The organism is Cognatilysobacter bugurensis (assembly GCF_014652095.1).
GTDB classification, from domain to species: Bacteria; Pseudomonadota; Gammaproteobacteria; order Xanthomonadales; family Xanthomonadaceae; genus Cognatilysobacter; species Cognatilysobacter bugurensis.
On record NZ_BMYD01000001.1, the window covers coordinates 1,234,667 to 1,255,042 of the forward strand.

Here is a 20,376-nt window from a genome sequence, read left to right on the forward strand (position 1 = left end):
AATTATACCGGTGCCGATGCTGCGCCCGGGTTTGCATACAGTCGGTGACGATCGATGTACGCCGCGACCTCGGGCGGCAGCCTCGCATGCGACGCGTTACCGCTGCGAATCGCCTCTCGCACGCGTGTAGCGGACACATCCGCGAGCGGCTGCCGCAGCCGCAGGACGCGCCCGGCCGGTGATGCATGGAGGTCAGCGGCCTCAGCCGTGATCCGCGTTGCCACTTCGGCGGCCAGCTCAGCCGGCTGCCGCTCGTCGAGCGGATACCCCTCACGCTCGGCCACGACGAAGTGGGCCAGATCGAAGAGCGCCTGCCAGTGTTTCCACTCGGGCAACGCGACAAAGCTATCCGCCCCGACGAGCAGCGCGACCGGCCGCAGCGGCCCGATCGATTCGCGCAGCGCGTGCAGCGTATCGACCGTGTACGACCGCCCTTCGCGCTCGAGCTCACGGCGATCGACGACCAGCGCGCGATCACCCGCGACGGCCATTTCGAGCATGCGTGCGCGATGGGCTGCGCCTGCACCCGGAGGCGACCGATGCGGAGGATCCGCGGCCGGCATCAGGTGCACGCTCACACCGAGCGCGGCGTGTGCAGCGTGCGCGATCGCGAGATGACCCAAGTGCACAGGGTCGAACGTGCCGCCGTAGAGCAGCAGCAGGCCTTGCGTGCTCGAACCGCCAGCGTTCAAGGGGTTCCCAGAAGTGGGACGGCCTTGCCGTCCGCGACGGCGAGCAGCAGGCGCTCGAGTGCGAGCCACGGATCGACAGGCTCGACACCGATGCGGGGACGCCCCTTTGCGATGCGATCCACGCGCCCTGCTTCAGCAACGAAGACATCCCAGCGCGCCGCGCCGTGGCGCTGTAGCGCGCGCTTGTACATCGGCTGCTTGGTCTCCCAGACGCGCTGCGCCTTGAACTCGGCCGCCAGGTTCCCGCCGCGCTCCGTCACGCGCGCGAGCGCCGCGCCGCGCTGCAGTTCCATGATCACCATGCCGAGCAATGCGGGCACGGCCTCGCCTTCGGCGCGCAGGTTCGCAAGCATCCGCGCCACCTGCGCGGACTGGCCGTTCATTGCTGCATCGATGACGCGGAACACGTCGAAGCGCGCAGCATCGGCAACGAGCGATTCCATTCGCGCCGCGTCGAGCACCTCGCCCTCTTCAGCAAGCAGCGTGAGCTTGTCGATCTCCTGCGCCGCCGCCAGGAGGTTGCCCTCGACGCGGTCCGTCAGGATCTGCACCGCCGCGTGATCGGCCTTCAGGCCTTTGGTGCGCAAGCGCTGCTCGATCCAGCCCGTCAGCTCGTGCGGCTTGACCGCCCAGGCAACCGCGACATGGCCGATGCGGGCGATCGCCTCGCTCCACTTGCCGCCGTGCTGGCGGCTCCAGTCCCCGGCCGTGACCAACAGCGACACGTCGGACGGCGGGTCCTCGCAGAACTCGGTGATCACCTGCGCGCCCTCCTTGCCGGGCTTGCCCGTCGCAAGGCGCAGCTCGATGAGCCGGCGGCTCGCGAACAGGCTCGGCGCGCGAAAGCTCGCCGCCATCGCGGACCAGTCAGGCTCGCGCTGCCCCTCGGCGTCGTAGACCTCACGCTCGGTGAAGCCCTCCTGCCGCGCGGCGACGCGCACGGCGTCGGCTGCTTCGAGCACGCGCAGCGGCTCGGGCCCGGCAATCAGGAAGGCGGGCCGAAACCCGCCCGTGCGCAACTGTGCGACGAGCTGTTCCGGCTTGAGTTCCATGCTCAGGGCGACGGCGGCAGCGGCGTGCCTTCGACCGCCGGCAGCGGCGCGACCGCGAGTTCGGACACCGCGTCAATGCGACGCAGGATCGACGCCGCCATCTCGCGGCGCAGTTCACGCACGAGGATCTCGCGCTCGCCTTCGGTGCCGATCGAGTTGACCGGGTTGGAGATGTAATCGCGCGACAGCTCGATCGCCTGCCGCGGCACGATCGCGCGGCCGTCGGCACCGCGCAGCTCGAATACCACCGCGTAGCGCAGGCTGAATTCGAGCGAGCGGCCGAACTGGTCGACGCTGACCGGGGTGTCCGCCCACTGCTCGGAGAGCACGTCGAGCACCGCGACGCCGTCAGCCGCCGTCTCGCCCGGCGCAATTTCTGCGGCGGGCTCCGCGCCCGCGTTCTCCAGCGCCTGCGCGAGCGTGGTCGCGAGCGGGCTATAGCGATCGGCCGCGACGACGCGCACCGGGCCGAGGTCCGGCGGCAGCGACAGCGCGCTGCGCAGATGGAAACCGCAGGCCGACAGGGCCAGCGCGAGGGCGAGGGCGAGCGGAACGAGGAAACGGGTCATCGGGGCAGTCTGGACGAGGGGGCGAAGGGCGGCAACTCAGCCGGCGACGATGTTGACGATCTTGCCGGGCACGACGATGACCTTCCGCACGCTCTGGCCTTCTAGGAACTTCGCGACGCCGGGCTCGGCGAGCGCGAGGCGCTCGATGTCGTCCTTCGACGCCCCGACCGCGACCTCGATCGTGCCGCGCAGCTTGCCGTTGACCTGCACGGCCAACGTCACCGCGTCGCGCACGAGCGCCGCGGGATCGGCCTGCGGGAACGGCACGTTCTCGAGCAATGTCTCGCCGTTGCCGAGCACCTGCCACAGCGCGTGGCACACGTGCGGCGTCACCGGGTTGAGCAGCAGCACCATCGTCTGCAGCGCCTCGTGGCGCACCGCCCGGCCCTGTTCGCTCATGTCGTCGAACTTCGACACCGCGTTGAGCAGTTCCATCAGCGCCGCGATCGCGGTGTTGAAGCTGTGGCGGCGCCCGTAGTCGTCGCCGACCTTCTGGATCGCCTCGTGCACCTGGCGGCGCAGCGTCTTCTGGGGCGCCGAGAGCAGCCCCGCGTCGACATGCGGGTGATCGGGCTGCGACGCGTGCGTGACCACCTCGCGCCAGAAGCGGCGCAGGAAGCGCGCCATGCCCTCGACGCCGGCCTCGTTCCACTCGAGCGACTGCTCGGGCGGCGCGGCGAACATCGAGAACAGGCGCACGGTGTCGGCGCCGTACTTGCCGACCATGATCTGCGGGTCGACGCCGTTGTTCTTCGACTTCGACATCTTCTCGGTGCCGCCGATCACGACCGGCTGCCCGTCCGCCTTCAGGTGTGCACCGACGATGCGCCCGCGCTCGTCGCGCTCGATCTCGACATCGGCCGGGTTGATCCAGTCCTTCGCGCCGTTGTCCTGCTCGCGATAGAACGTCTCAGCGATCACCATCCCCTGCGTGAGCAGGTTCCTCGCCGGCTCGTCGGAGTCGACGAAGCCCTGGTCGCGCAGCAGCTTGTGATAGAAGCGGAAGTACAGCAGGTGCAGGATCGCGTGCTCGATGCCGCCGATGTACTGGTCGACCGGCAGCCAGTACTTCGCGCGCGCATCGACCTGCTCGGCCGCGCCGGGCGAGGTGTAACGCGCGTAGTACCAGCTCGACTCCATGAACGTGTCGAACGTGTCGGTCTCGCGCTCGGCCGCGCCGCCGCAGGTCGGGCACGACGTCTTGCGCCACTCCGGGTCGGACTTGATCGGCGAGCTCACGCCGCTGAACTCGACGTTCTCCGGCAACACCACGGGCAACTGGTTCTCCGGCACCGGCACCGCGCCGCACTCGGCGCAGTAGATGACGGGGATCGGGCAACCCCAGTACCGCTGGCGGCTCACGCCCCAGTCGCGCAGGCGGTAGTTCACGCGGCGCTGGCCGCGGCCTTGCGCCTCGAACCGGGCGGCGAGCGCGTCGAGCGCCTGCTGGAAATCGAGGCCGTCGAAGTCGCCGGAGTTCACCAGCCAGCCGCGCTCGGTGTACGCGCCTTCTTCCTGGATGCGACGCTCGAAGTCGGCGACGACCTGCACCGCGGCGCGGGTGTCGTAGGCGTCGATCGAGCGCTGCTCCCCGAGCGCGGTGCTCATCGCATCGCTCGACGAATGCAGATCGTGCTGCAGCTCGCTGATCGCATCGCGCACGTTCGTCGGCACGACGACCATCCTGATCGGCAGCTGGTAGGTGCGGGCGAAGTCCCAGTCGCGCTCGTCATGGCCCGGCACGGCCATGACGGCGCCGGTGCCGTAGTTCATGAGCACGAAGTTCGCGACGTACACCGGCAGTCGATCGCCGGTGATCGGATGCACGGCGCGCAGCCCCGTATCGCGACCGCGTTTGACCTGCGTTTCGAGCTCCGCTTCCGAGACGCCGCCCTGGCGCAGTTCGGCGATGAACTCCGCGAGGTCGGCATCGCGCTGCGCCGCGTGCAACGCGAGCGGATGCTCGGCGGCGACCGAAATGAACGTCACGCCCATCAGCGTGTCCGGGCGCGTGGTGAACACGGTGACGGGCTCGACCGCCGTGCCGTCCGAGTCGACGACGTCGAACGTGATCTCGAGGCCTTCGCTGCGCCCGATCCAGTTGCGCTGCATCGTCTTGACCGCTTCCGGCCAGCCGGGGAGCGTATCGAGGCCGTCGAGCAGCTCCTGCGCATAATCGGTGATCTTCAGGAACCACTGCGGGATCTCGCGCTTTTCGACGATCGCGCCGGTGCGCCAGCCGCGGCCGTCGATGACCTGCTCGTTCGCGAGCACAGTCTGGTCCACGGGGTCCCAGTTCACGACCGAATTCTTGCGATACGCGAGGCCCTGCTTCATGAGGCGCACGAACATGCGCTGCTCGTGCACGTAGTACTCGGGCCGACAGGTCGCGAATTCGCGCGACCAGTCGATCGCGTAGCCCATCTGGCGCAGCTGCGCCTTCATGTGCTCAATGTTCGCGTAGGTCCACTTCGCGGGCGCGGTCTTGTTCTTGATCGCCGCGTTTTCCGCCGGCAGGCCGAACGCGTCCCAGCCCATCGGCTGCAGCACGTTGTGCCCGGTCATGCGCTTGTAGCGGCTGATCACGTCGCCGATCGTGTAGTTGCGCACGTGGCCCATGTGCAGCGCGCCCGACGGGTACGGCAGCATGGACAGGCAGTAGTACTTGGGCTTGTCGGACGACTCGTCCACCTCGAACGCACGGGTGGCGTCCCAGTAGCGCTGCGCCTCCACCTCGATCCCCTGCGGGTCGTAGCTGCGCGGATCGGAGGTCTGGGATACGTTCGGAATGGCGGTCGTGGACACGAGGGAGGCGGGCGACAACGGGACGCGAAGCCTACCGCAGCGCACCATGGGTCGCCATGCAAGGCACGTGCGGGCCCCGGGGCGGGCTGGGAGGTGGTACGCCGCGTGCATGAGCTCGTGCGGAGCCCGCCGCTCCGGTGCCGACCTTGCCGGATACGGCGCCTACATGCCCGAGCCGCGACGTCAATCGACCACGCCATGCCCTCTTCCGACCGACTCCTCCAATATCGGACACCCGCATTCCTGCTTGCTCTTGCGCTGCTCGTGGGCGTCGGCGCGGCCGCGATCTGGGGTCTCGTGCAGTTCTCGCGAAGCGAGCGCTGGGTCGAGCACACCTATGAGGTGCTCGCGCAGATCGAACGCGTCGAAGCGGAAGTCCGCAGGGCCGAATCGGAAGCGCGCGCGTATCGCCTGACCAGCGACCCGGCCCATTATGCGCAGTACCTGGCGGCCGCTCCGCTCGTGCGGCAGCGCGCGGATGCGCTCGTCGCGCTCGTTGCCGACAACCCGGCCCAGACGTCCCGCGCGCACGACATCGGCACGCGCGCCCGCCTGCGGTTGCGCGAGCTCGAATCACTGATCCAACTCCAGCGCACGCACGGCGCCGAAGCGGCGATCGCCGCGACACGCAGTGGCGAGGGCGCCCGCCTCATGCAGGCCTTGATCGAAGCCGAGTCGGCGATGCGGGACGCCGAGTCCGAACTCCTGCGCGAGCGCAAACAGGCCAGCGACGCGCGCGCCCGGTGGGTCATCGGCATCGTCGTCGTCGGCACGCTGCTGCCGATCGCGCTGCTCGGCCTGTTGATGGCCGGACTGTCGCGCGAGAACCGCCGGGTGCGCGAGCTCGAGCGGGAAGCGCGCGAGGCGATGATCGAGCTCGAGCGAATCGCCGTGCGTCGCGACCGCCTGTCCGAACAACGCCGGATTCTCGGCACGTACACCGGCCTGCTGCAGAGCTGCCAGAACCTGGGCGAGGCGATGGCTCTCACCGGGCGCGTGGTCGACGAGCTGCTGCCTGACGCCGGCGGCCGCTGCTACGTGATGCGCGCGTCCCAGAACCTCGTCGAATCCGCAGGTACGTTCGGGTCTCCCGCGACGCCGAGCGAAGACCTGATGCCGCCCGAGCACTGCTGGGCGCTCCGACGCGGTCAGGTGCACCGCACCGACACCGGCCACACCGGGCTGCGCTGCGCCCACGTGGGGCCCACCGCGCACAGCGACGAATGGACCCTGTGCGTGCCGCTGGCGGCGCACGGGACGACGCTGGGCCTGCTGCATGTGAGCGGCCGGGCATCGACGGGTTCCGACGAGGCACAAGCCGATGCGGTCGAGTCGATCGGCGAGCAACTGAGCCAGACGATGGCGAACCTCCAGCTGCGCGAGTCGTTGCGCGTGCAGTCGCTGCGCGACCCGCTGACGCAGCTCTACAACCGCCGCTACCTCGAGGAAAACCTCTTCCGCGAGCTGCAGCGCTGTGAACGGCGCGGCCTGCCGCTCACCGTGATGATGCTCGACGTCGACCATTTCAAACGCTTCAACGACGAGAACGGCCACGCCGCAGGCGACGCGCTGCTGGCGCGGGTCGGCGAGGTGCTGGTCGACCTCACCCGCGGCGAAGACATCGCCTGCCGCTACGGCGGCGAGGAGTTCACGATCATCCTGCCGGAGGCGAACCTGGAGGTCGCGACGCGACGCGCCGAGGAGATCCGCGCGGCGATCGGCAGCCTCAGCGTGATCCACATGCGGCGTGTGCTCGGCCCGGTGACGGTGTCGATCGGGGTCGCGTGCTTCCCGGAGCACGGCGGCAGCCCCGAACGACTGCTCGCGGCCGCCGACAGCGCCCTCTATCGCGCGAAGGGCCACGGCCGCAACCGCGTCGTCATCAGTGCCGCCTGAGACCGCCGTGATTGCCCGATCGGGCGATTGCGCGCACACGCGGGCACGTCAATGCCGTTGTGCTTCAATCGAAGCGGACTGATTGGAGACACCCCCATGCCCCTCGCCCGCCCCGCACTTCTCGCGCTGGCCCTGTCCGCCGCATTTGCCGCCGACGCGGCGCCCGCCACGACGCCGGCCTACGCCCTGCAGTGCGAGCGGCTGTTCGACGCGCGCGCAGGCCGCATGCTGGACGCGCGCACCGTCGTCGTGCGCGACGGCCGCATCGCGCAGGTATTGCCGGGCCGCGTCGACGTCCCCGGTGCGCAGTCGATCGACCTCGCTGGCCGCACCTGCAGCCCGGGCTGGACCGACCTGCACGTGCACCTCGACGGTGAATCGAGCCCGCAGAGCTACTCAGAAGGCTTCCGCCTCGACGACGTCGACTTCGCGTTCCGCTCGGTCGGCTTTGCGAAAAAGACGCTCGATGCCGGCTTCACGAGCGTGCGCGACCTGGGCGGCACTGTGCAGCTGCACCTGCGTGACGCGATCAACCAGGGCCTGGTGCCGGGTCCGCGCATCTGGGCGGCAGGCAAGTCGATCGCCACCACCGGGGGCCATGCGGACCCGACGAACGGCTACAGCGACGCACTGGAGCATCTGGTCGGCCCGCCCGGCCCGACCGACGGCGTGATCAACTCGCCTACTGACGCGCGGCAGGCCGTGCGCCAGCGCTACAAGGACGGCAGCGACCTCATCAAGATCACCGCGACCGGCGGCGTGCTGTCGTATGCGAAGTCCGGCGACGCCCCGCAGTTCACCGTCGAAGAGGCCCGCGCGATCGTCGAGACCGCAAAGGATTACGGCTACCAGGTCGCCGCGCACGCGCACGGCACGGAAGGCATGAAGCGCGCGGTCGAGGCCGGCGTGACGAGCATCGAGCACGGCACGTACATGACCGACGACGTCATGAGCCTCATGAAGAAAAAGGGCACGTGGTACGTGCCGACGATCTCGGCGGGCAAGTTCGTCGCTGAGAAAGCAAAGGTCGACGGCTACTTCCCGGATGTCGTGCGTCCGAAGGCCGCCCGCATCGGCGGGCTGATCCAGCAGACCGCCGCGCAGGCGCACAAGAACGGCGTGAAGATCGGCTTCGGCACCGACGCGGGCGTCGGCCCGCACGGCGAAAACGCACGCGAGTTCATCTACATGGTCGAAGCCGGCATGACGCCGGCGCAGGCGCTGCAGTCGGCGACGGTCAGCGCGGCCGAAGTGCTCGGCGTCGACGACCAGGGCGTCATCGAGGTCGGCAAGCGCGCGGACATCATCGCGATGCCGGGCAATCCCGTGGACGACATCAACACGGTCATGAACGTCGACTTCGTCATGAAGGACGGCGCGGTGCACCGCGGCCCCGGCGCAGGCATGCGATGAACGGCGAGTGGATGGGCTACGTGGCCGCCGCGCTGACGACGCTCGCGTTCGTCCCGCAGGCGGCCAAGACGATTCGCAGCCGCGATACAAGCGGCATCTCGCTGACGATGTACGCGGTATTCACCGTCGGCGTCGGGTTCTGGCTCGGCTACGGGCTGGTGCTGTCGTCGTGGCCAATGATCATCGCGAACACGGTGACGCTGCTGCTCGCGGCGACGATCCTGACCTTGAAGCTGCGCTACGGCTGAAGCGTCAACGCACGCCGTCGCGCGCCGCCGTCGATCCGACCTCGTGCGGCACCTGCGTGTAGCGATACGCGACGAACGCGACGAGCACGAACCACGCGGCCATGCCGACGCGCTGCGCGAGGCCGGCCGACCACAGCAGCGTCGCGACCGCGACCACTGCCGCTGCGGCGGCCACGGCCATCATCGCGCTCCGAGACCGCATGCCGAGCAGCACGGCGCCGGGGACGAACGAGATCCACCACAGCGACCACGCGAGCGCGTGCAGGCGGCTCGATGCGGCGTCGAGATCCTCCGGATCGAGCGGCAGCAGGCCCTGCGCAATGAATGCGAGCGCCGACAAGGCCCACAGCACGGCTCCGATCCGCACCGGCCACCCCGCTGTACCCAGCGCCGTGCGCAGCCGCCACGCGGCGATGCCGACGAGCAGACCCGGCACGATGAAGCCGAGCACGTTGAATGCGAGGGGCATGCCGACGCCTTGGGCGCCGAGCATCGCGACCGGATGCTGCAGGTGCGAATAACCATCGACCGCGGCGCCAAAGCCCAGCAGTGCAGCCAGCCAAATGGCCAAGCCGATGAGGGCAAAGCGGGCAGCGGCAATGCGTGCGTCGGGCATGCGCGGTCTCGTAAGCGGCGTCGCGGCAGAGCACACCATACCGGCCGCTACGGCGACGTCGACACTGTTCGGGGTTGCAATCGGTAGCCCGGGACTCCATGTCGGCCCGCATCGCCCCACCGGACCCGACCATGGCCGACACCGCCCTGCCCCACGTCTTCGACGCCACGACCGACAGCTTCGAGACCGCGGTGCTGCAGAAGTCGCTGCAGACACCCGTGCTGGTCGATTTCTGGGCTGACTGGTGCGGGCCGTGCAAGCAGCTCGGGCCCGTGCTCGAAAAGCTTGCCGCCGAGTTCAACGGCGCGTTCGAGCTCGCGAAGATCGACGTGGAGCGCGAGCCGCAGATCGCGGCCGCGTTCCAAGTGCGGTCGATTCCGACGGTCTTCCTCGTGAAGGACGGGCAGATCGTCGACGGCTTCCCGGGTGTGCTGCCCGAAGCGCAGTTGCGGCAGTTCCTGCAGCACCACGGCATCGAGCCGGCCGCTGCGGTCGAGGTCGTGCCGGAAGAGGCGCCTGCACTCGATCCGCAGGCGGAGGTCGAGCGGCTGCGCGGTGAGATCGAGGCGTCACCAGACAAACCGGAACTGCGGCTCGACCTGGCCCTCGCGCTCGCGCGCGTCGGCGCCGACGACGAGGCCCGCCGACTGCTCGACGCGCTGCCGGCCAACCTCGCGACCGACGACCGCACGCTGCGTGCACGCGCCCGGCTCGAGTTCGCCTCGCTGCTGCGCGATGCGCCGCCGCGCCAGGCGCTCGAGGCCGCCATCGCGGCCGATCCGGCCGACCTGCGGGCGCGACACCTGCTGGGCGCGAGGGAGCTCCTCGACGGCCGCGACGAAGCCGCGCTCGAGCAATTCATCGAAATGCTGCAGCGCGACCGGACCTACTCGGACGGCCTGCCGCGCAAGGCCCTCATCGACGCCTTCCGCGTGGTCGAAGACGCCGCGCTCGTCGGCCGCTATCGCCGCCGGATGGCATCGCTGTTGTTCTGAACTGCTCCCGGTAGGCCGGACGCGTTGACAGTACGCCTGCGTATGGCAGGCTGTGCGGCCCTGCCGCCTGCCTGTCCCGATGCACGCCTCCGTCTTCCGCCGTCTGCTCAACCTCTGGCCGCCGTTCCTCTTCACCGGCATCCACGTGACCGAACTGTCCGCGGATTTCCGGCGCGCGTGCGTCGAGCTCCGCATGCGTCCGTGGAACCGCAACTACGTGGGCACTCATTTCGGCGGCAGCCTGTTCGCGATGACCGATCCGTTCTGGATGCTGCTCGCGCTCCAATCGCTGGGCCGCGATTACATCGTCTGGGACAAGGCCGGCGAGATTGAGTTCATCAAGCCCGGACGCGGCACCGTAAAGGCACGCTTCGACCTGACCGAGGCGGCACTCGCTGACCTGCGCGACGCGTCGGCCGGCGGCGAAAAAGTGCTGCGTTGGTTCGAGACCGACGTCGTCGATCGCGAGGGCGATGTCGTCGCCCGTGTCCGCAAGCAGCTGTACGTGCGTCGCAAGCGCGGCCGCTGACCGGGGACCAGGTCAACAATCCCGGCGCACAAGGCCGAGCCGCTCACAGATTGCCGCGTGCGGGCCCCGACGTGACACAGAATGCTCGTGTCTGACGTTATCCTCGGGACGTTCGAGGAGTCATGCATGCCCGTCCACACGCCCCGAGACCCCGCGCCGGCGCCACTGCCCGAGATTTCGGGCTACCGGCTGCTGCGCCTGGTCAACCACGGCGGGATGTCGACCGTGTACCTCGGCGAGCAACTCGCGTTGTCACGCGAGGTGGCGATCAAGGTGATGATGCCGCAGGCGCTCGCGGACGAAGTCAGCCGCCGGCGCTTCGAGAATGAGGTGCGCACGATCGCGCGCCTCGAACACCCCAACATCGTCCGCATCCACGAGCTCGGGCGCACCCGCGACGGCCTGCCCTACTACACGATGCCGTACCTCGCGCGTGGCCACCTGGGCCTGCGCAGCTTCGTCGACGAGCACGGCGTGCCCGACGAGACAAAGGTGCGCGAGATCGCGCATTCGCTTTTCGCCGCGCTCGAGTACGCGCATTCGCGCGGCGTGGTGCACCGCGACGTCAAGGTCGAGAACGTGCTGTTCGACGATGCGGAACGCCCGCTGCTTGCGGACTTCGGCATCGCCCTGCGCCGCGGGTTTGGCCCACGCGTCACTGCGGCCGGCATGGCCGTCGGCAGCACCGCGTACATGGCGCCCGAGCAGGCGCGAGGCGAAGAAGTCGACGGCCGCGCCGACCTCTACAGCCTCGGCGTGGTGATCTGGGAACTGCTGACCGGGCACCTTCCGTATCAGGCGGCCGACGCGCTTTCGATGGCGGTGATGCACGCGCAGGACCCGATCCCGAAGCTGCCACCGCACCTGCGCCACTGGCAGCGTTTCATGCTGCGAGCACTCGCGAAGGACCCGGCGCAGCGCTTCCAGACCGCCGCTGAAATGCGCGCCGCAATGGACGCGGTCCGCGTGCGTCGCGCGCCCGCGTGGCTGCTGCGCGCGCGCGAGAGAGCCAAGGTGCTGCGCGGACACCGCACCGCGCAAGCGCTCGCCGCAGCGGCGGTCGTCGGTGCGATCGTCGTAACCGTCGGCACCAGCGTCGGCCTGTTCCAGCGTTCCACCGGCGGCGACTTTTATCGCGCCGATCGCCCGGACGCGGTTGCGCCGGCCGTGACGGTGAAGCCCGACGCCACCACCGCGATGCTCGAACCGCTGCCGGAGGCCGCGCTCCAGCGCACCCTGCAGCGCGGCAAGGAGCAACTCGCGCAGCGCCGGCTCACTACACCCGAAGGCGACAATGCCTACTCGACCGCGGTCGAGGCCTGGCACATCGATCCCACGAACCCTGACGTGCAGGCCCTGATCGCGTCGGTCACCGACGCGCTGGCCGAGCAACTCGTGCGCAGCCTCGGCGAAGGCAAGGACGAGCGCGCGCGTGATTACTACACCCGCGCCCGGGACCTCGCGCGCCAGACCGGCGGCGCGGGCGCAGAGGCGCTCGAGCGGCTGCAGGAACGCACTGAGCAGTCGCTGCAGGCGCGCATGGAAAATGCGCTGGACCGCTACGACCGCGATGCGGCCCAGAGCACGGCCCGCCTCGCGCGGCAGCTCGGCATGGGTGACGAAGCCAAGCGCTACGCCGCGCAGGCCGCAAAGCTTCCGAAGCCCGGCCAGACCATGCCCGGCGACCCGTCGCGTGGCGTGTTCCGCGAAGACGAAGACGGTGCATTTGTGATTTCGCGCCGCCCGGTCGACCGCGGCGATTACCAACGCTTTGTTGCGGCGACCAATCGCCCGCCCACCCTGTGCCGCGAGCGTGCCTCCCCTCTGCGCGTGTTGCGCCCGCGCAACTGGACGTCCCCCGGCTTCGAACAGGGACCGAGTGACCCGGTCGTCTGCGTGTCGATGGCCGACGCCGAGGCATACGCGCGCTGGCACGGCACCCAGACGGGGCACCGCTATCGTCTGCCCAATGCAACCGAAGCGCGTCAGGTTGCCTCGGAAATCGGCGGACGCGATGTGTCGCTTTGGCTGCGCGACTGCGGACGCACCTGCGTGCAGCGCCAAGTCGGCGGCCCGTCGTGGCGCAGCAAGGAACTGCTGCGCCCGCTCGACGCAGATCGCGGCTACGACGACGTCGGCTTCCGTCTCGTCCGCGAACTCTGACCGGCCGCCGCGGCGACGCTGCGTACGGCGCGTGCCACCTGCGCCGCGTCAGCACTGCAGCCGCCTACAATGCGCGCCATGTCACCGCCCTCCACGACGCGCCCCAGCCTCAAGAGGCTGTTCCTCACCGGTTTGCTCACGCTGCTGCCGATCTGGCTGACCTGGGTCGTCGTCAAGTTCGTGTTCGTGCTGCTATCGGACATCGGACGCCCGGTCATCCAGCCGCTCGTGCACTCGTACGCGGCGACGGACGCGCGACTCGCGTGGCTCGAGTTGCCGTGGCTGCTCAATGCGTTCGCGCTGCTTGCGACCGTCGCGGTGATCATGCTCTCCGGCGTCATGGCGCGGCGTGTGTTCGGGCAACGGATGCTGCGCTGGTTCGAGGCGCTGATCGCGCGCATTCCGTTCGCGAACATCATCTACGGCAGCGCGCGGCAACTGCTCAACATCCTTCAGACCAAGCCTGACGGAACGCAGCGCGTGGTGCTCGTGGATTTTCCGCACACCGAGATGAAGTCGATCGGCTTTGTCACGCGCGTGCTGCGCGAGCAAGGCACGGGCCGCGAACTTGCCGCCGTGTACGTGCCAACCACACCGAATCCGACGTCGGGCTATCTCGAGATCGTGCCGGTCGAGAAGATCACGCCGACCGAGTGGACCGTCGACCAGGCGATGGCCTTCATCATCTCCGGCGGCGCCGTTTCGCCCGAAACGATTCCGTTCTCGCCACCGGCTCCGCCGTCCGCGCCCTGATCGATATACGCGCGTGCGGGCCCGCCATGACCTTCGGCTCATGCCACGATGACATGTAAACGGCGAGGCTCGACAGTCGATTGTCCGACTGGAGAGTGAGATGACGGCTGTGCGTGTCCCCCGTTCCGTGCTGGCCCTGGCGCTTGTCGCCGCGATGGCCGGTTGCGCGTCCATGCCGTCGGCCGACGCCGGCGCTTCTAATTCGACTCCGGCGGCCACCGCGGCAACCCCTGCGCAGGCATCCGATGCCGCAAAAGCCCAGCGCCTCGACGCGCTGTACGAGCAGTACTGGGAAGAGCTGCTGCAGCTCAATCCGCTGCAGGCGACGTTCCAGGGCGACCCCCGCTACAACGATCAGCTGCCGAACTTCTATTCCGCCGAATTCCGCGACAAATCGCGTGAGTTCACGCAGCGCTGGCTGGAGAAGGTCGAAGCGGTCGGGCCGCAAGGGCTCACGGGCCAGGATCTGCTGAGCTACCAGATCTTCGTCCGAGACGCGAAAAACTCGCTCGAGTCCGACAAGTACCCCGGCTGGATGATGCCGATCAACCAGATGGGCAGCCTGCCGACGCTGGCCGTGCAGTTCGGCTCCGGCACCGGTCCACAGCCGTTCAAGACGGTCAAGGACTACGAGAACTGGCTCGCGCGTGCGAACAAGCTGCCGGAACTCTTCGACAGCGCGATCGCGAACATGCGCGACGGCATGAAGGCCGGCGTCGTGCAGCCGCGCGCCCTCATGGTGAAGGTCGTGCCGCAGCTCGATGCGCTGATCAAGGACAAGCCGGAAGACACGCTGTTCTGGGGCCCGATCCAGAACATGCCGAAAGAATTCTCGGACGCCGATCGCAAGCGCCTGACGGCGGCGTATCGCGACGTCATCGGCAAGCAGCTCGTGCCGGCGTACCGCGAATTGCGCACGTTCATCCAGAACGATTACCTGCCCGCGACGCGCACGAGCGTGGGCCTGGACGAGCTGCCGAACGGGCAGGACTGGTACGCGTTCAACGCGCGGAACAGCACGACGACCGACATGACGCCCGACCAGATCCACCAGCTCGGGCTCAGCGAGGTATCGCGCATCCACGGCGAAATCCGCAAGGTCATGGAGCAGGTGGGCTTTAAGGGTTCGTTGCAGGACTTCTTCAAGTTCATGCAGACCGACCCGCGCTTCTCGTGGAAGACAGAAGAGGACCTGCTCCGCGACTACCGCGCGCTCGAGGCCAAGGTCAATCAGCGCGTCGGCGAGCAGTTCTCGCTGATCCCGAAAGCACCGTTCGAGATCCGCCCGGTTGAGGCCTTCCGCGCGAAGTCCGCCGCAGGTGGCGAGTACCGCAGCCCGAGCGAAGACGGCACGCGCCCGGGCATCTTCTACGTGAACACCTATGACCTGCCGACGCGCAAGACGTGGGACGCGGAGGATCTCTATCTGCACGAGGCGATTCCCGGCCACCACTTCCAGATTGCGTTGCAGCAGGAGCTGACGAACCTGCCGAAATTCCGCCGCTTCGGCGGTGAAACCGCGTTTGCCGAAGGCTGGGGCCTGTACGCCGAGTCGCTCGGCAACGACCTCGGCCTGTATACCGATCCATACAACTACTTCGGCTACCTGCAAAATGAGCTGTGGCGCGCAATCCGCCTCGTCACCGACACCGGCCTGCACAGCAAGGACTGGTCCCGCGAGCAGGTGATCAAGTACATGCTCGACAACTCGGCCGAAAGCGAAACGCAGGCGACGGCCGAAGCCGAGCGCTACATCGCGTGGCCGGGGCAGGCGCTGGCCTACAAGATCGGCGAACTGAAGATCCAGGCGCTGCGCGATCGAGCCGAAAAGGAGCTTGGCCCGAAGTTCGACGTGCGCGAGTTCCACGCCGAAGTGCTCAAGGACGGGGCAGTGCCGCTCGAAATCCTCGAGGGCAAGATCGACCGCTGGATTGCAGAGGAAAAGCGCGCGGGCTGACGCGGGGCCGCGTCGCCCGTCCTCGCACGAAAGCCGGCCCCAGGGCCGGCTTTTTTGTTCCCGTGCAATCGTCGGCGGCAGTCCGCTCGGTCCGGCGACCGGGCAGCGAAGCATCGCCACCCCGTCCCAACAAAAACCCCCGGCCGCAGTGCGGACCGGGGGTCGTGTTCGACACCGCGCCTCGAGGGCGCAGCACGACGTCTAGGATTACTGGGCCGGCGCTTCTTCGACAGCGTCGTTTTCCTGCGGCATGTTCACGTCGACGTCCGGAACCTCGACCGTCTTCTGCTCGGAACCGACATCAACGTCGACGTCCGGCACGGAAACCGTCGCCGGCTCGGTGCCGACATCGACGTCGGCGGTTTCAACGTCATACGCCGGGAGCTCGCCGCCCTGCGCATTGACATCGACGTCAGGCAGCTCGCCGTCCTGCGTCTTCTCGACGTTGCAGGCGCTGAGCGTCAGCACCGAACCGAAAGCGAAGGCGAGTGCAGCGGACTTCAGAATTGCCTTGTTCATGATGTTGCTCCCTGTGAGCGGATGGCGGGCGAATGGTCGGGCATGAGTTGTTGACGAGAGGTGACGATGCTGAACAGGCGCGCTGCTCTGCTCGCTTGTCGTTCAGATCTGTTACCGCCATGCCTCGTCAACGCTCAAAGCTGAACTTCGATGCGTGCGCACCAGGCTCGTCCACCACGAAAAACGGCGCGACTTTCGTCGCGCCGTTCAATTCCGCCGCCCGCACGCGTGGTTAACGCCCAGGCTTTACGACAGACCTCAGGCCCGCGTGTCGCGACGGCTCGGCGCACGCGCGCTGCGGTGCTGCTTCGGCCCCGCATGTGCGTGGCCACCGCGCGACGCCGGCTTCGCGTGCGGCCGGTGCGCGGGCTTCGCGCCGCGCCCATTGCCACCGCCGTTCTTGGGGATCGGCGCATCGAGACGGATCGGCCGGCTCGGCTCGAAGCCTTCGACGACCTCGATCGACACGTCCACCTTCAGCATGCGCTGGATCTGACGCAGCAGGCCACCCTCGTCCGGAGCGACGAACGACAGCGCTTCACCGCTGGCGCCGTTGCGGCCGGTGCGGCCGATCCGGTGCACGTAGTCCTCGGCCACCATCGGCAGGTCGAAGTTGATGACCAGCGGCAGGTTGGGGATGTCGAGGCCGCGCGCAGCCACGTCGGTCGCGACCAGCACGCGGGCTTTGTTCGCCTTGAACGCGTTCAGTGCCTTCTGACGCTGCGCCTGGCTCTTGTTGCCGTGGATCGCGACCGCCTTCAGGCCGGCCTCCTCGAGCTGCTCGGCGAGACGGTTGCAACCATGCTTGGTGCGACCGAACACGAGCACCTGGTCGGTGTGGCGATCGGTGAGGATCTGCACCAGCAGATCACGCTTGCGACCGGTCTCAACCGGATGCACGCGGTGCGCGATCGTTTCGGCGATCGTGTTGTTCGCCGCCACCTGCACCTGCACCGGGTTGCGCATGAACTCCAGCGCGAGCTTCTTGATCTCGCTTTCAAACGTTGCCGAGAACAGCATCGTCTGGCGATCACGCGGAAGCTTGCTGAGGATGCGCTTCATCGCGGGCAGGAAGCCCATGTCGAGCATGCGATCGGCCTCGTCGAGCACGAGCATCTCGATCTCATCGAGCTTGGCGGTGCCGCGCTCCATGTGATCCATCAGACGGCCCGGCGTGGCGACGAGCACGTCGACGCCGCGGCGGAACATGTCGGTCTGCGGACCCATGCCGGCGCCGCCGTAGATCGTGCCGATGCTCATGCGCAGGTAACGCGCATAACCGCGGAGGTTTTCGCTGACCTGCACCGCGAGCTCGCGCGTCGGCACGAGGATCAGGGCGCGGGGCTTGCGGAAACCGTTGACGGGGGTCGTCTTCGACAGCGTGTTGAGCAGCGGCAGGCCGAACGCGGCCGTCTTGCCAGTGCCGGTCTGCGCGCCGCCAAGCAGGTCGTCACCGGCGAGTGCGTAGGGAATGGCTTCGGCCTGGATCGGCGTCGGCGTCGTGTAGTTCTGCTCGGCAAGCGCGCGCAGCAGAGCCGGGCCAAGCCCGAGGGTTTCAAACGTCATTTGGAAGCTCCAGTGGAATCGATCCACGCCGCGAACGGTGTGGAGTCACTCGGAGCATTCCCTAGACCGCGCTGCGAGTATTCGGATTGAACGCACCGGAGGTTCCGGTGCGCGTCGGCGCTACGACGACGTGCGGGATGCAGGACGCACCCGAATCACCCGCGCCGCGACTGCGACGCCCTCACGGAGGCTGGGGTGCCTGGCGACGCCAGGGGAGGATGCGACAGAAACTTTGGGAACCGTCTCCTTTCGGAGCGGTGGCCGTGCGCTGAACGGGGCGAATGGTACGCGACGCACCCGTCCGCGGCCACCCCGTTTACGCCGCACCGTTCAGCTGCATCTCGGCCTCCCTGCGCACCGCCGGCGCATGACCTTCGACACCCGACCGGCGAGCGCCGTGGCGCTATGGTCGGGATTGGCCTGGCGGTTAAGCCGCGCGGCGCCGACTCCCTATTTTTCCGAGCCCTCCGGCTGGAGCCCCACGTGACCTCGAACAAATCCCCGATCCTCCTGTCCCTGGCGATCGCCGCCGCGCTGACCGGCTGCCCCGAGAACGCGCAAACGGCCGCCACCGCCGCCGCGCCCGCGGACAGCGGCGCGCAGAACGCAAACAAGCTCGCGCTCGACGAAAGCAAGCTGCCGGCCGTGAACCGCTTCCAGGCCTCCGACCTCGACCCGTCGAAGAACGCGTGTGCCGACTTCGGCGGCTACGTCAACGGCAAGTGGCTCGCCGCGAACGAGATCCCGGGCGACCGCACCTCGTGGGGCGCGTTCGAAATGCTCGACGAACGCTCGGTCGCCGTGCAGCGCCAGCTCGCCGAGCAGGCGGCCGCAATGGAGAACCCGTCGCAGGTCGAGAAGATCGTCGGCGACTTCTGGGCCAGCGGCATGGACGCGCAGGCGATCAACGCGCAGGGCATCAAGCCGATCCAGAGCCGCCTTGAGGCGATCTCGGCGCTCGACAGCCAACAGAAGATCGCCGAGTACCTGCGCACGAGCGCGTCGCGCGGCGAGAACCTGCTGTTCTCGTTCGGCCCGGAGGCCGACTTCAAGAACTCGTCGATGAACATCGCCTACGCCGGCCAGGGCGGCCTGGGCCTGCCGGACAAGACGTACTACGTCGACCCGGACAAGAAGGACAAGCTTGCCGCGTACCAGCAGCACGTCGCGAAGGTGCTCGAGCTGTCGGGCGTGCCGGCGGCCGATGCGGCAACGCTCGCGAAGGACGTGGTCGCGTTCGAGACGCGTCTCGCGAAGGCGAGCAAGTCCAGCGAGGAACTCTCGCGCGACGTGTCGCTGTACTACAACCCGGTGAGCCTGGCCGAGGCCGACAAGCTCACGCCGAACTTCCCGTGGACGGCGTTCTTCGAGGCGCAGGGCATCAAGGCGCCGGAGAAGTTCTCGCTCGCGATCCCGGGCTTCCACCAGGAAGTCAGCAAGATGCTTGCTGACGTGTCGCCGCAGCAGTGGCAGGCGTACCTGCGCTTCCACACGGTCGACAGCGCGTCGCCGTACCTGTCGGACGCGTTCGCGCAGGAGCACTTCAACTTCTACAACAAGGCGCTGCGCGGCCAGAAGGAAATGAAGGAGCGCGGCAAGCGCGTGCTCGACACGATCGAGAGCAATGCCGGTGAAGCGCTCGGCCAGATGTACGTCAAGGTCGCGTTCCCGGCCGAGTCGAAGGCGCGCATGGAAGAACTGGTCAAGAACCTCTCGGCGTCGCTGAAGACGCGCATCGAGAACCTGGACTGGATGAGCGCCGACACCAAGAAAAAGGCGATGGAGAAGTGGGCGAGCTTCACGCCTAAGGTCGGCTACCCGGACAAGTGGCGCGAGTGGAACGGCCTTGAGACCACGCGCGAGAGCTACATCGAGAACGTGCTGGCCGCGAACGAGTTCAACTACAAGTGGCAGCTCGGCAAGATCGGCAAGCCGGTCGACAAGTCCGAGTGGGGCATGAGTCCGCAGACGGTCAACGCGTACTACAACCCGCTGCAGAACGAGATCGTGTTCCCCGCCGCGATCCTGCAGCCGCCGTTCTTCGATCCGAACGCCACGGACGAGATGAACTACGGCGGCATCGGCGCGGTGATCGGCCACGAGATGATCCACGGCTACGACGACCAGGGCAGCCGGTTCGGCGCGACAGGCAACTTCGAGAACTGGTGGACCGACGCGGACGCGAAGGGTTTCTCGGGCCGCACCGACAAGCTCGTCAACCAGTTCAACGCGTACGAGGCCGCCCCGGGCAAGAACGTCAACGGCAAGCTGACGCTCGGCGAGAACATCGCCGACCTCGGCGGCCTGTCGGTCGCCTACGACGCGATGAAGAAGGCAACCGAAGGCAAGCCCGATCCGAAGACCGACGGCCTGACGCGCGACCAGCGCTTCTTCGCGAACTGGGCCACGGTGTGGCGCCGCAACTTCACTCCGGAAGAGCTCAACGTGCGCCTGGCGACGGACTCGCACGCACCGGCGAACTTCCGCGCGATCGGTGCGCCGTCGAACCTGCCGGCATTCGCAGCCGCTTTCGAGTGCAAGCCCGGCCAGCCGATGGTGCGTCAGGGCGACCAGCAGGTCGTGATCTGGTAAGCGCAATCAGC

The 20,376-nt window shown here is 68.0% G+C and carries 16 protein-coding genes; 9 read left to right on the forward strand and 7 right to left on the reverse strand.

Features of this window, described 5'->3' with window-relative positions; genetic code table 11:
* Positions 1–2: 2 nt before the first annotated feature.
* The 4 genes from nadD to leuS are packed head-to-tail and all read right to left on the reverse strand — an operon-like array spanning position 3 to position 5,103.
* Positions 3–692, reverse strand: a complete 690-nt coding sequence (gene nadD, locus IE075_RS05590) for a nicotinate-nucleotide adenylyltransferase (protein WP_229792332.1) — start codon at positions 690–692, stop codon at positions 3–5.
* A complete protein-coding gene (gene holA, locus IE075_RS05595) occupies positions 689–1,744 on the reverse strand; it encodes a DNA polymerase III subunit delta (protein WP_189454079.1) in 1,056 nt (351 codons plus the stop codon). The genes nadD and holA overlap by 4 nt, the downstream gene beginning before the upstream one ends.
* A 2-nt stretch (positions 1,745–1,746) precedes the next feature.
* Positions 1,747–2,313 (reverse strand): LPS-assembly lipoprotein LptE, encoded by a 567-nt coding sequence (locus IE075_RS05600; protein ID WP_189454081.1) that lies wholly within the window; start codon positions 2,311–2,313, stop codon positions 1,747–1,749.
* A 36-nt stretch (positions 2,314–2,349) separates the two neighbouring features.
* On the reverse strand, positions 2,350–5,103 hold the full coding sequence (leuS, locus tag IE075_RS15955) for a leucine--tRNA ligase (RefSeq protein ID WP_425489356.1): 2,754 nt from the start codon (positions 5,101–5,103) through the stop codon (positions 2,350–2,352).
* A 213-nt stretch (positions 5,104–5,316) separates the two neighbouring features.
* On the opposite strand from leuS, the gene IE075_RS05610 reads away from it, so the two are divergent.
* The 3 genes from IE075_RS05610 to IE075_RS05620 all read left to right on the forward strand — a co-directional run bounded on the left by IE075_RS05610 (position 5,317) and on the right by IE075_RS05620 (position 8,675).
* Positions 5,317–7,014 (forward strand): sensor domain-containing diguanylate cyclase, encoded by a 1,698-nt coding sequence (locus tag IE075_RS05610; RefSeq protein WP_189454086.1) that lies wholly within the window; start codon positions 5,317–5,319, stop codon positions 7,012–7,014.
* A 96-nt stretch (positions 7,015–7,110) separates the two neighbouring features.
* The gene (locus IE075_RS05615) at positions 7,111–8,427 is read left to right on the forward strand and encodes a metal-dependent hydrolase family protein (protein WP_189454088.1); all 1,317 of its coding nucleotides are present in this window, start codon (positions 7,111–7,113) and stop codon (positions 8,425–8,427) included.
* The gene (locus tag IE075_RS05620) at positions 8,424–8,675 is read left to right on the forward strand and encodes a SemiSWEET transporter (RefSeq protein WP_189454090.1); all 252 of its coding nucleotides are present in this window, start codon (positions 8,424–8,426) and stop codon (positions 8,673–8,675) included. The genes IE075_RS05615 and IE075_RS05620 overlap by 4 nt, the downstream gene beginning before the upstream one ends.
* A 4-nt stretch (positions 8,676–8,679) precedes the next feature.
* Here the strand turns inward: IE075_RS05620 and IE075_RS05625 are convergent, their stop codons facing one another.
* Positions 8,680–9,291, reverse strand: coding sequence for a DUF998 domain-containing protein (locus tag IE075_RS05625; protein ID WP_189454091.1), 612 nt, complete (start codon positions 9,289–9,291; stop codon positions 8,680–8,682).
* A 131-nt stretch (positions 9,292–9,422) separates the two neighbouring features.
* On the opposite strand from IE075_RS05625, the gene trxA reads away from it, so the two are divergent.
* From trxA to IE075_RS05650, 5 genes are all read left to right on the forward strand, one after another.
* The gene (gene trxA / locus IE075_RS05630; protein ID WP_189454093.1) at positions 9,423–10,286 is read left to right on the forward strand and encodes a thioredoxin; all 864 of its coding nucleotides are present in this window, start codon (positions 9,423–9,425) and stop codon (positions 10,284–10,286) included.
* A gap of 79 nt (positions 10,287–10,365) precedes the next feature.
* On the forward strand, positions 10,366–10,815 hold the full coding sequence (locus tag IE075_RS05635) for a DUF4442 domain-containing protein (protein ID WP_189454095.1): 450 nt from the start codon (positions 10,366–10,368) through the stop codon (positions 10,813–10,815).
* A 126-nt stretch (positions 10,816–10,941) separates the two neighbouring features.
* Positions 10,942–12,978, forward strand: coding sequence for a bifunctional serine/threonine-protein kinase/formylglycine-generating enzyme family protein (locus IE075_RS05640; protein WP_189454098.1), 2,037 nt, complete (start codon positions 10,942–10,944; stop codon positions 12,976–12,978).
* A 78-nt stretch (positions 12,979–13,056) separates the two neighbouring features.
* Positions 13,057–13,731, forward strand: a complete 675-nt coding sequence (locus IE075_RS05645; protein ID WP_189454100.1) for a DUF502 domain-containing protein — start codon at positions 13,057–13,059, stop codon at positions 13,729–13,731.
* A 154-nt stretch (positions 13,732–13,885) separates the two neighbouring features.
* On the forward strand, positions 13,886–15,688 hold the full coding sequence (locus IE075_RS05650) for a DUF885 domain-containing protein (protein ID WP_229792381.1): 1,803 nt from the start codon (positions 13,886–13,888) through the stop codon (positions 15,686–15,688).
* 207 nt (positions 15,689–15,895) lie between these two features.
* Here IE075_RS05650 and IE075_RS05655 read toward each other — a convergent pair whose 3' ends face one another.
* Positions 15,896–16,207: a hypothetical protein gene (locus tag IE075_RS05655; protein ID WP_189454104.1), complete on the reverse strand. Its 312-nt coding sequence runs from the start codon at positions 16,205–16,207 to the stop codon at positions 15,896–15,898.
* Between the two features lie 258 nt (positions 16,208–16,465).
* Positions 16,466–17,773: a DEAD/DEAH box helicase gene (locus tag IE075_RS05660; RefSeq protein ID WP_189454106.1), complete on the reverse strand. Its 1,308-nt coding sequence runs from the start codon at positions 17,771–17,773 to the stop codon at positions 16,466–16,468.
* 483 nt (positions 17,774–18,256) lie between these two features.
* Between IE075_RS05660 and IE075_RS05665 the strand changes: the two genes are divergently transcribed.
* A complete protein-coding gene (locus tag IE075_RS05665) occupies positions 18,257–20,365 on the forward strand; it encodes a M13 family metallopeptidase (RefSeq protein ID WP_229792334.1) in 2,109 nt (702 codons plus the stop codon).
* The last annotated feature ends 11 nt before the right edge of the window (positions 20,366–20,376 follow it).

Excerpts from the sequence above, each read along its gene's own strand:
- IE075_RS05650 (WP_229792381.1), top strand. The coding sequence starts at position 13,886 with ATGGCCGGTTGCGCGTCCATGCCGTCGGCCGACGCCGGCGCTTCTAAT.
- trxA (WP_189454093.1), top strand. The coding sequence starts at position 9,423 with ATGGCCGACACCGCCCTGCCCCACGTCTTCGACGCCACGACCGACAGC.
- IE075_RS05660 (WP_189454106.1), bottom strand. The coding sequence starts at position 17,773 with ATGACGTTTGAAACCCTCGGGCTTGGCCCGGCTCTGCTGCGCGCGCTT.
- IE075_RS05655 (WP_189454104.1), bottom strand. The coding sequence starts at position 16,207 with ATGAACAAGGCAATTCTGAAGTCCGCTGCACTCGCCTTCGCTTTCGGT.
- IE075_RS05620 (WP_189454090.1), top strand. The coding sequence starts at position 8,424 with ATGAACGGCGAGTGGATGGGCTACGTGGCCGCCGCGCTGACGACGCTC.
- IE075_RS05600 (WP_189454081.1), bottom strand. The coding sequence starts at position 2,313 with ATGACCCGTTTCCTCGTTCCGCTCGCCCTCGCCCTCGCGCTGGCCCTG.
- IE075_RS05645 (WP_189454100.1), top strand. The coding sequence starts at position 13,057 with ATGTCACCGCCCTCCACGACGCGCCCCAGCCTCAAGAGGCTGTTCCTC.
- IE075_RS05625 (WP_189454091.1), bottom strand. The coding sequence starts at position 9,291 with ATGCCCGACGCACGCATTGCCGCTGCCCGCTTTGCCCTCATCGGCTTG.
- IE075_RS05615 (WP_189454088.1), top strand. The coding sequence starts at position 7,111 with ATGCCCCTCGCCCGCCCCGCACTTCTCGCGCTGGCCCTGTCCGCCGCA.
- IE075_RS05640 (WP_189454098.1), top strand. The coding sequence starts at position 10,942 with ATGCCCGTCCACACGCCCCGAGACCCCGCGCCGGCGCCACTGCCCGAG.
- IE075_RS05610 (WP_189454086.1), top strand. The coding sequence starts at position 5,317 with ATGCCCTCTTCCGACCGACTCCTCCAATATCGGACACCCGCATTCCTG.
- IE075_RS05635 (WP_189454095.1), top strand. The coding sequence starts at position 10,366 with ATGCACGCCTCCGTCTTCCGCCGTCTGCTCAACCTCTGGCCGCCGTTC.
- holA (WP_189454079.1), bottom strand. The coding sequence starts at position 1,744 with ATGGAACTCAAGCCGGAACAGCTCGTCGCACAGTTGCGCACGGGCGGG.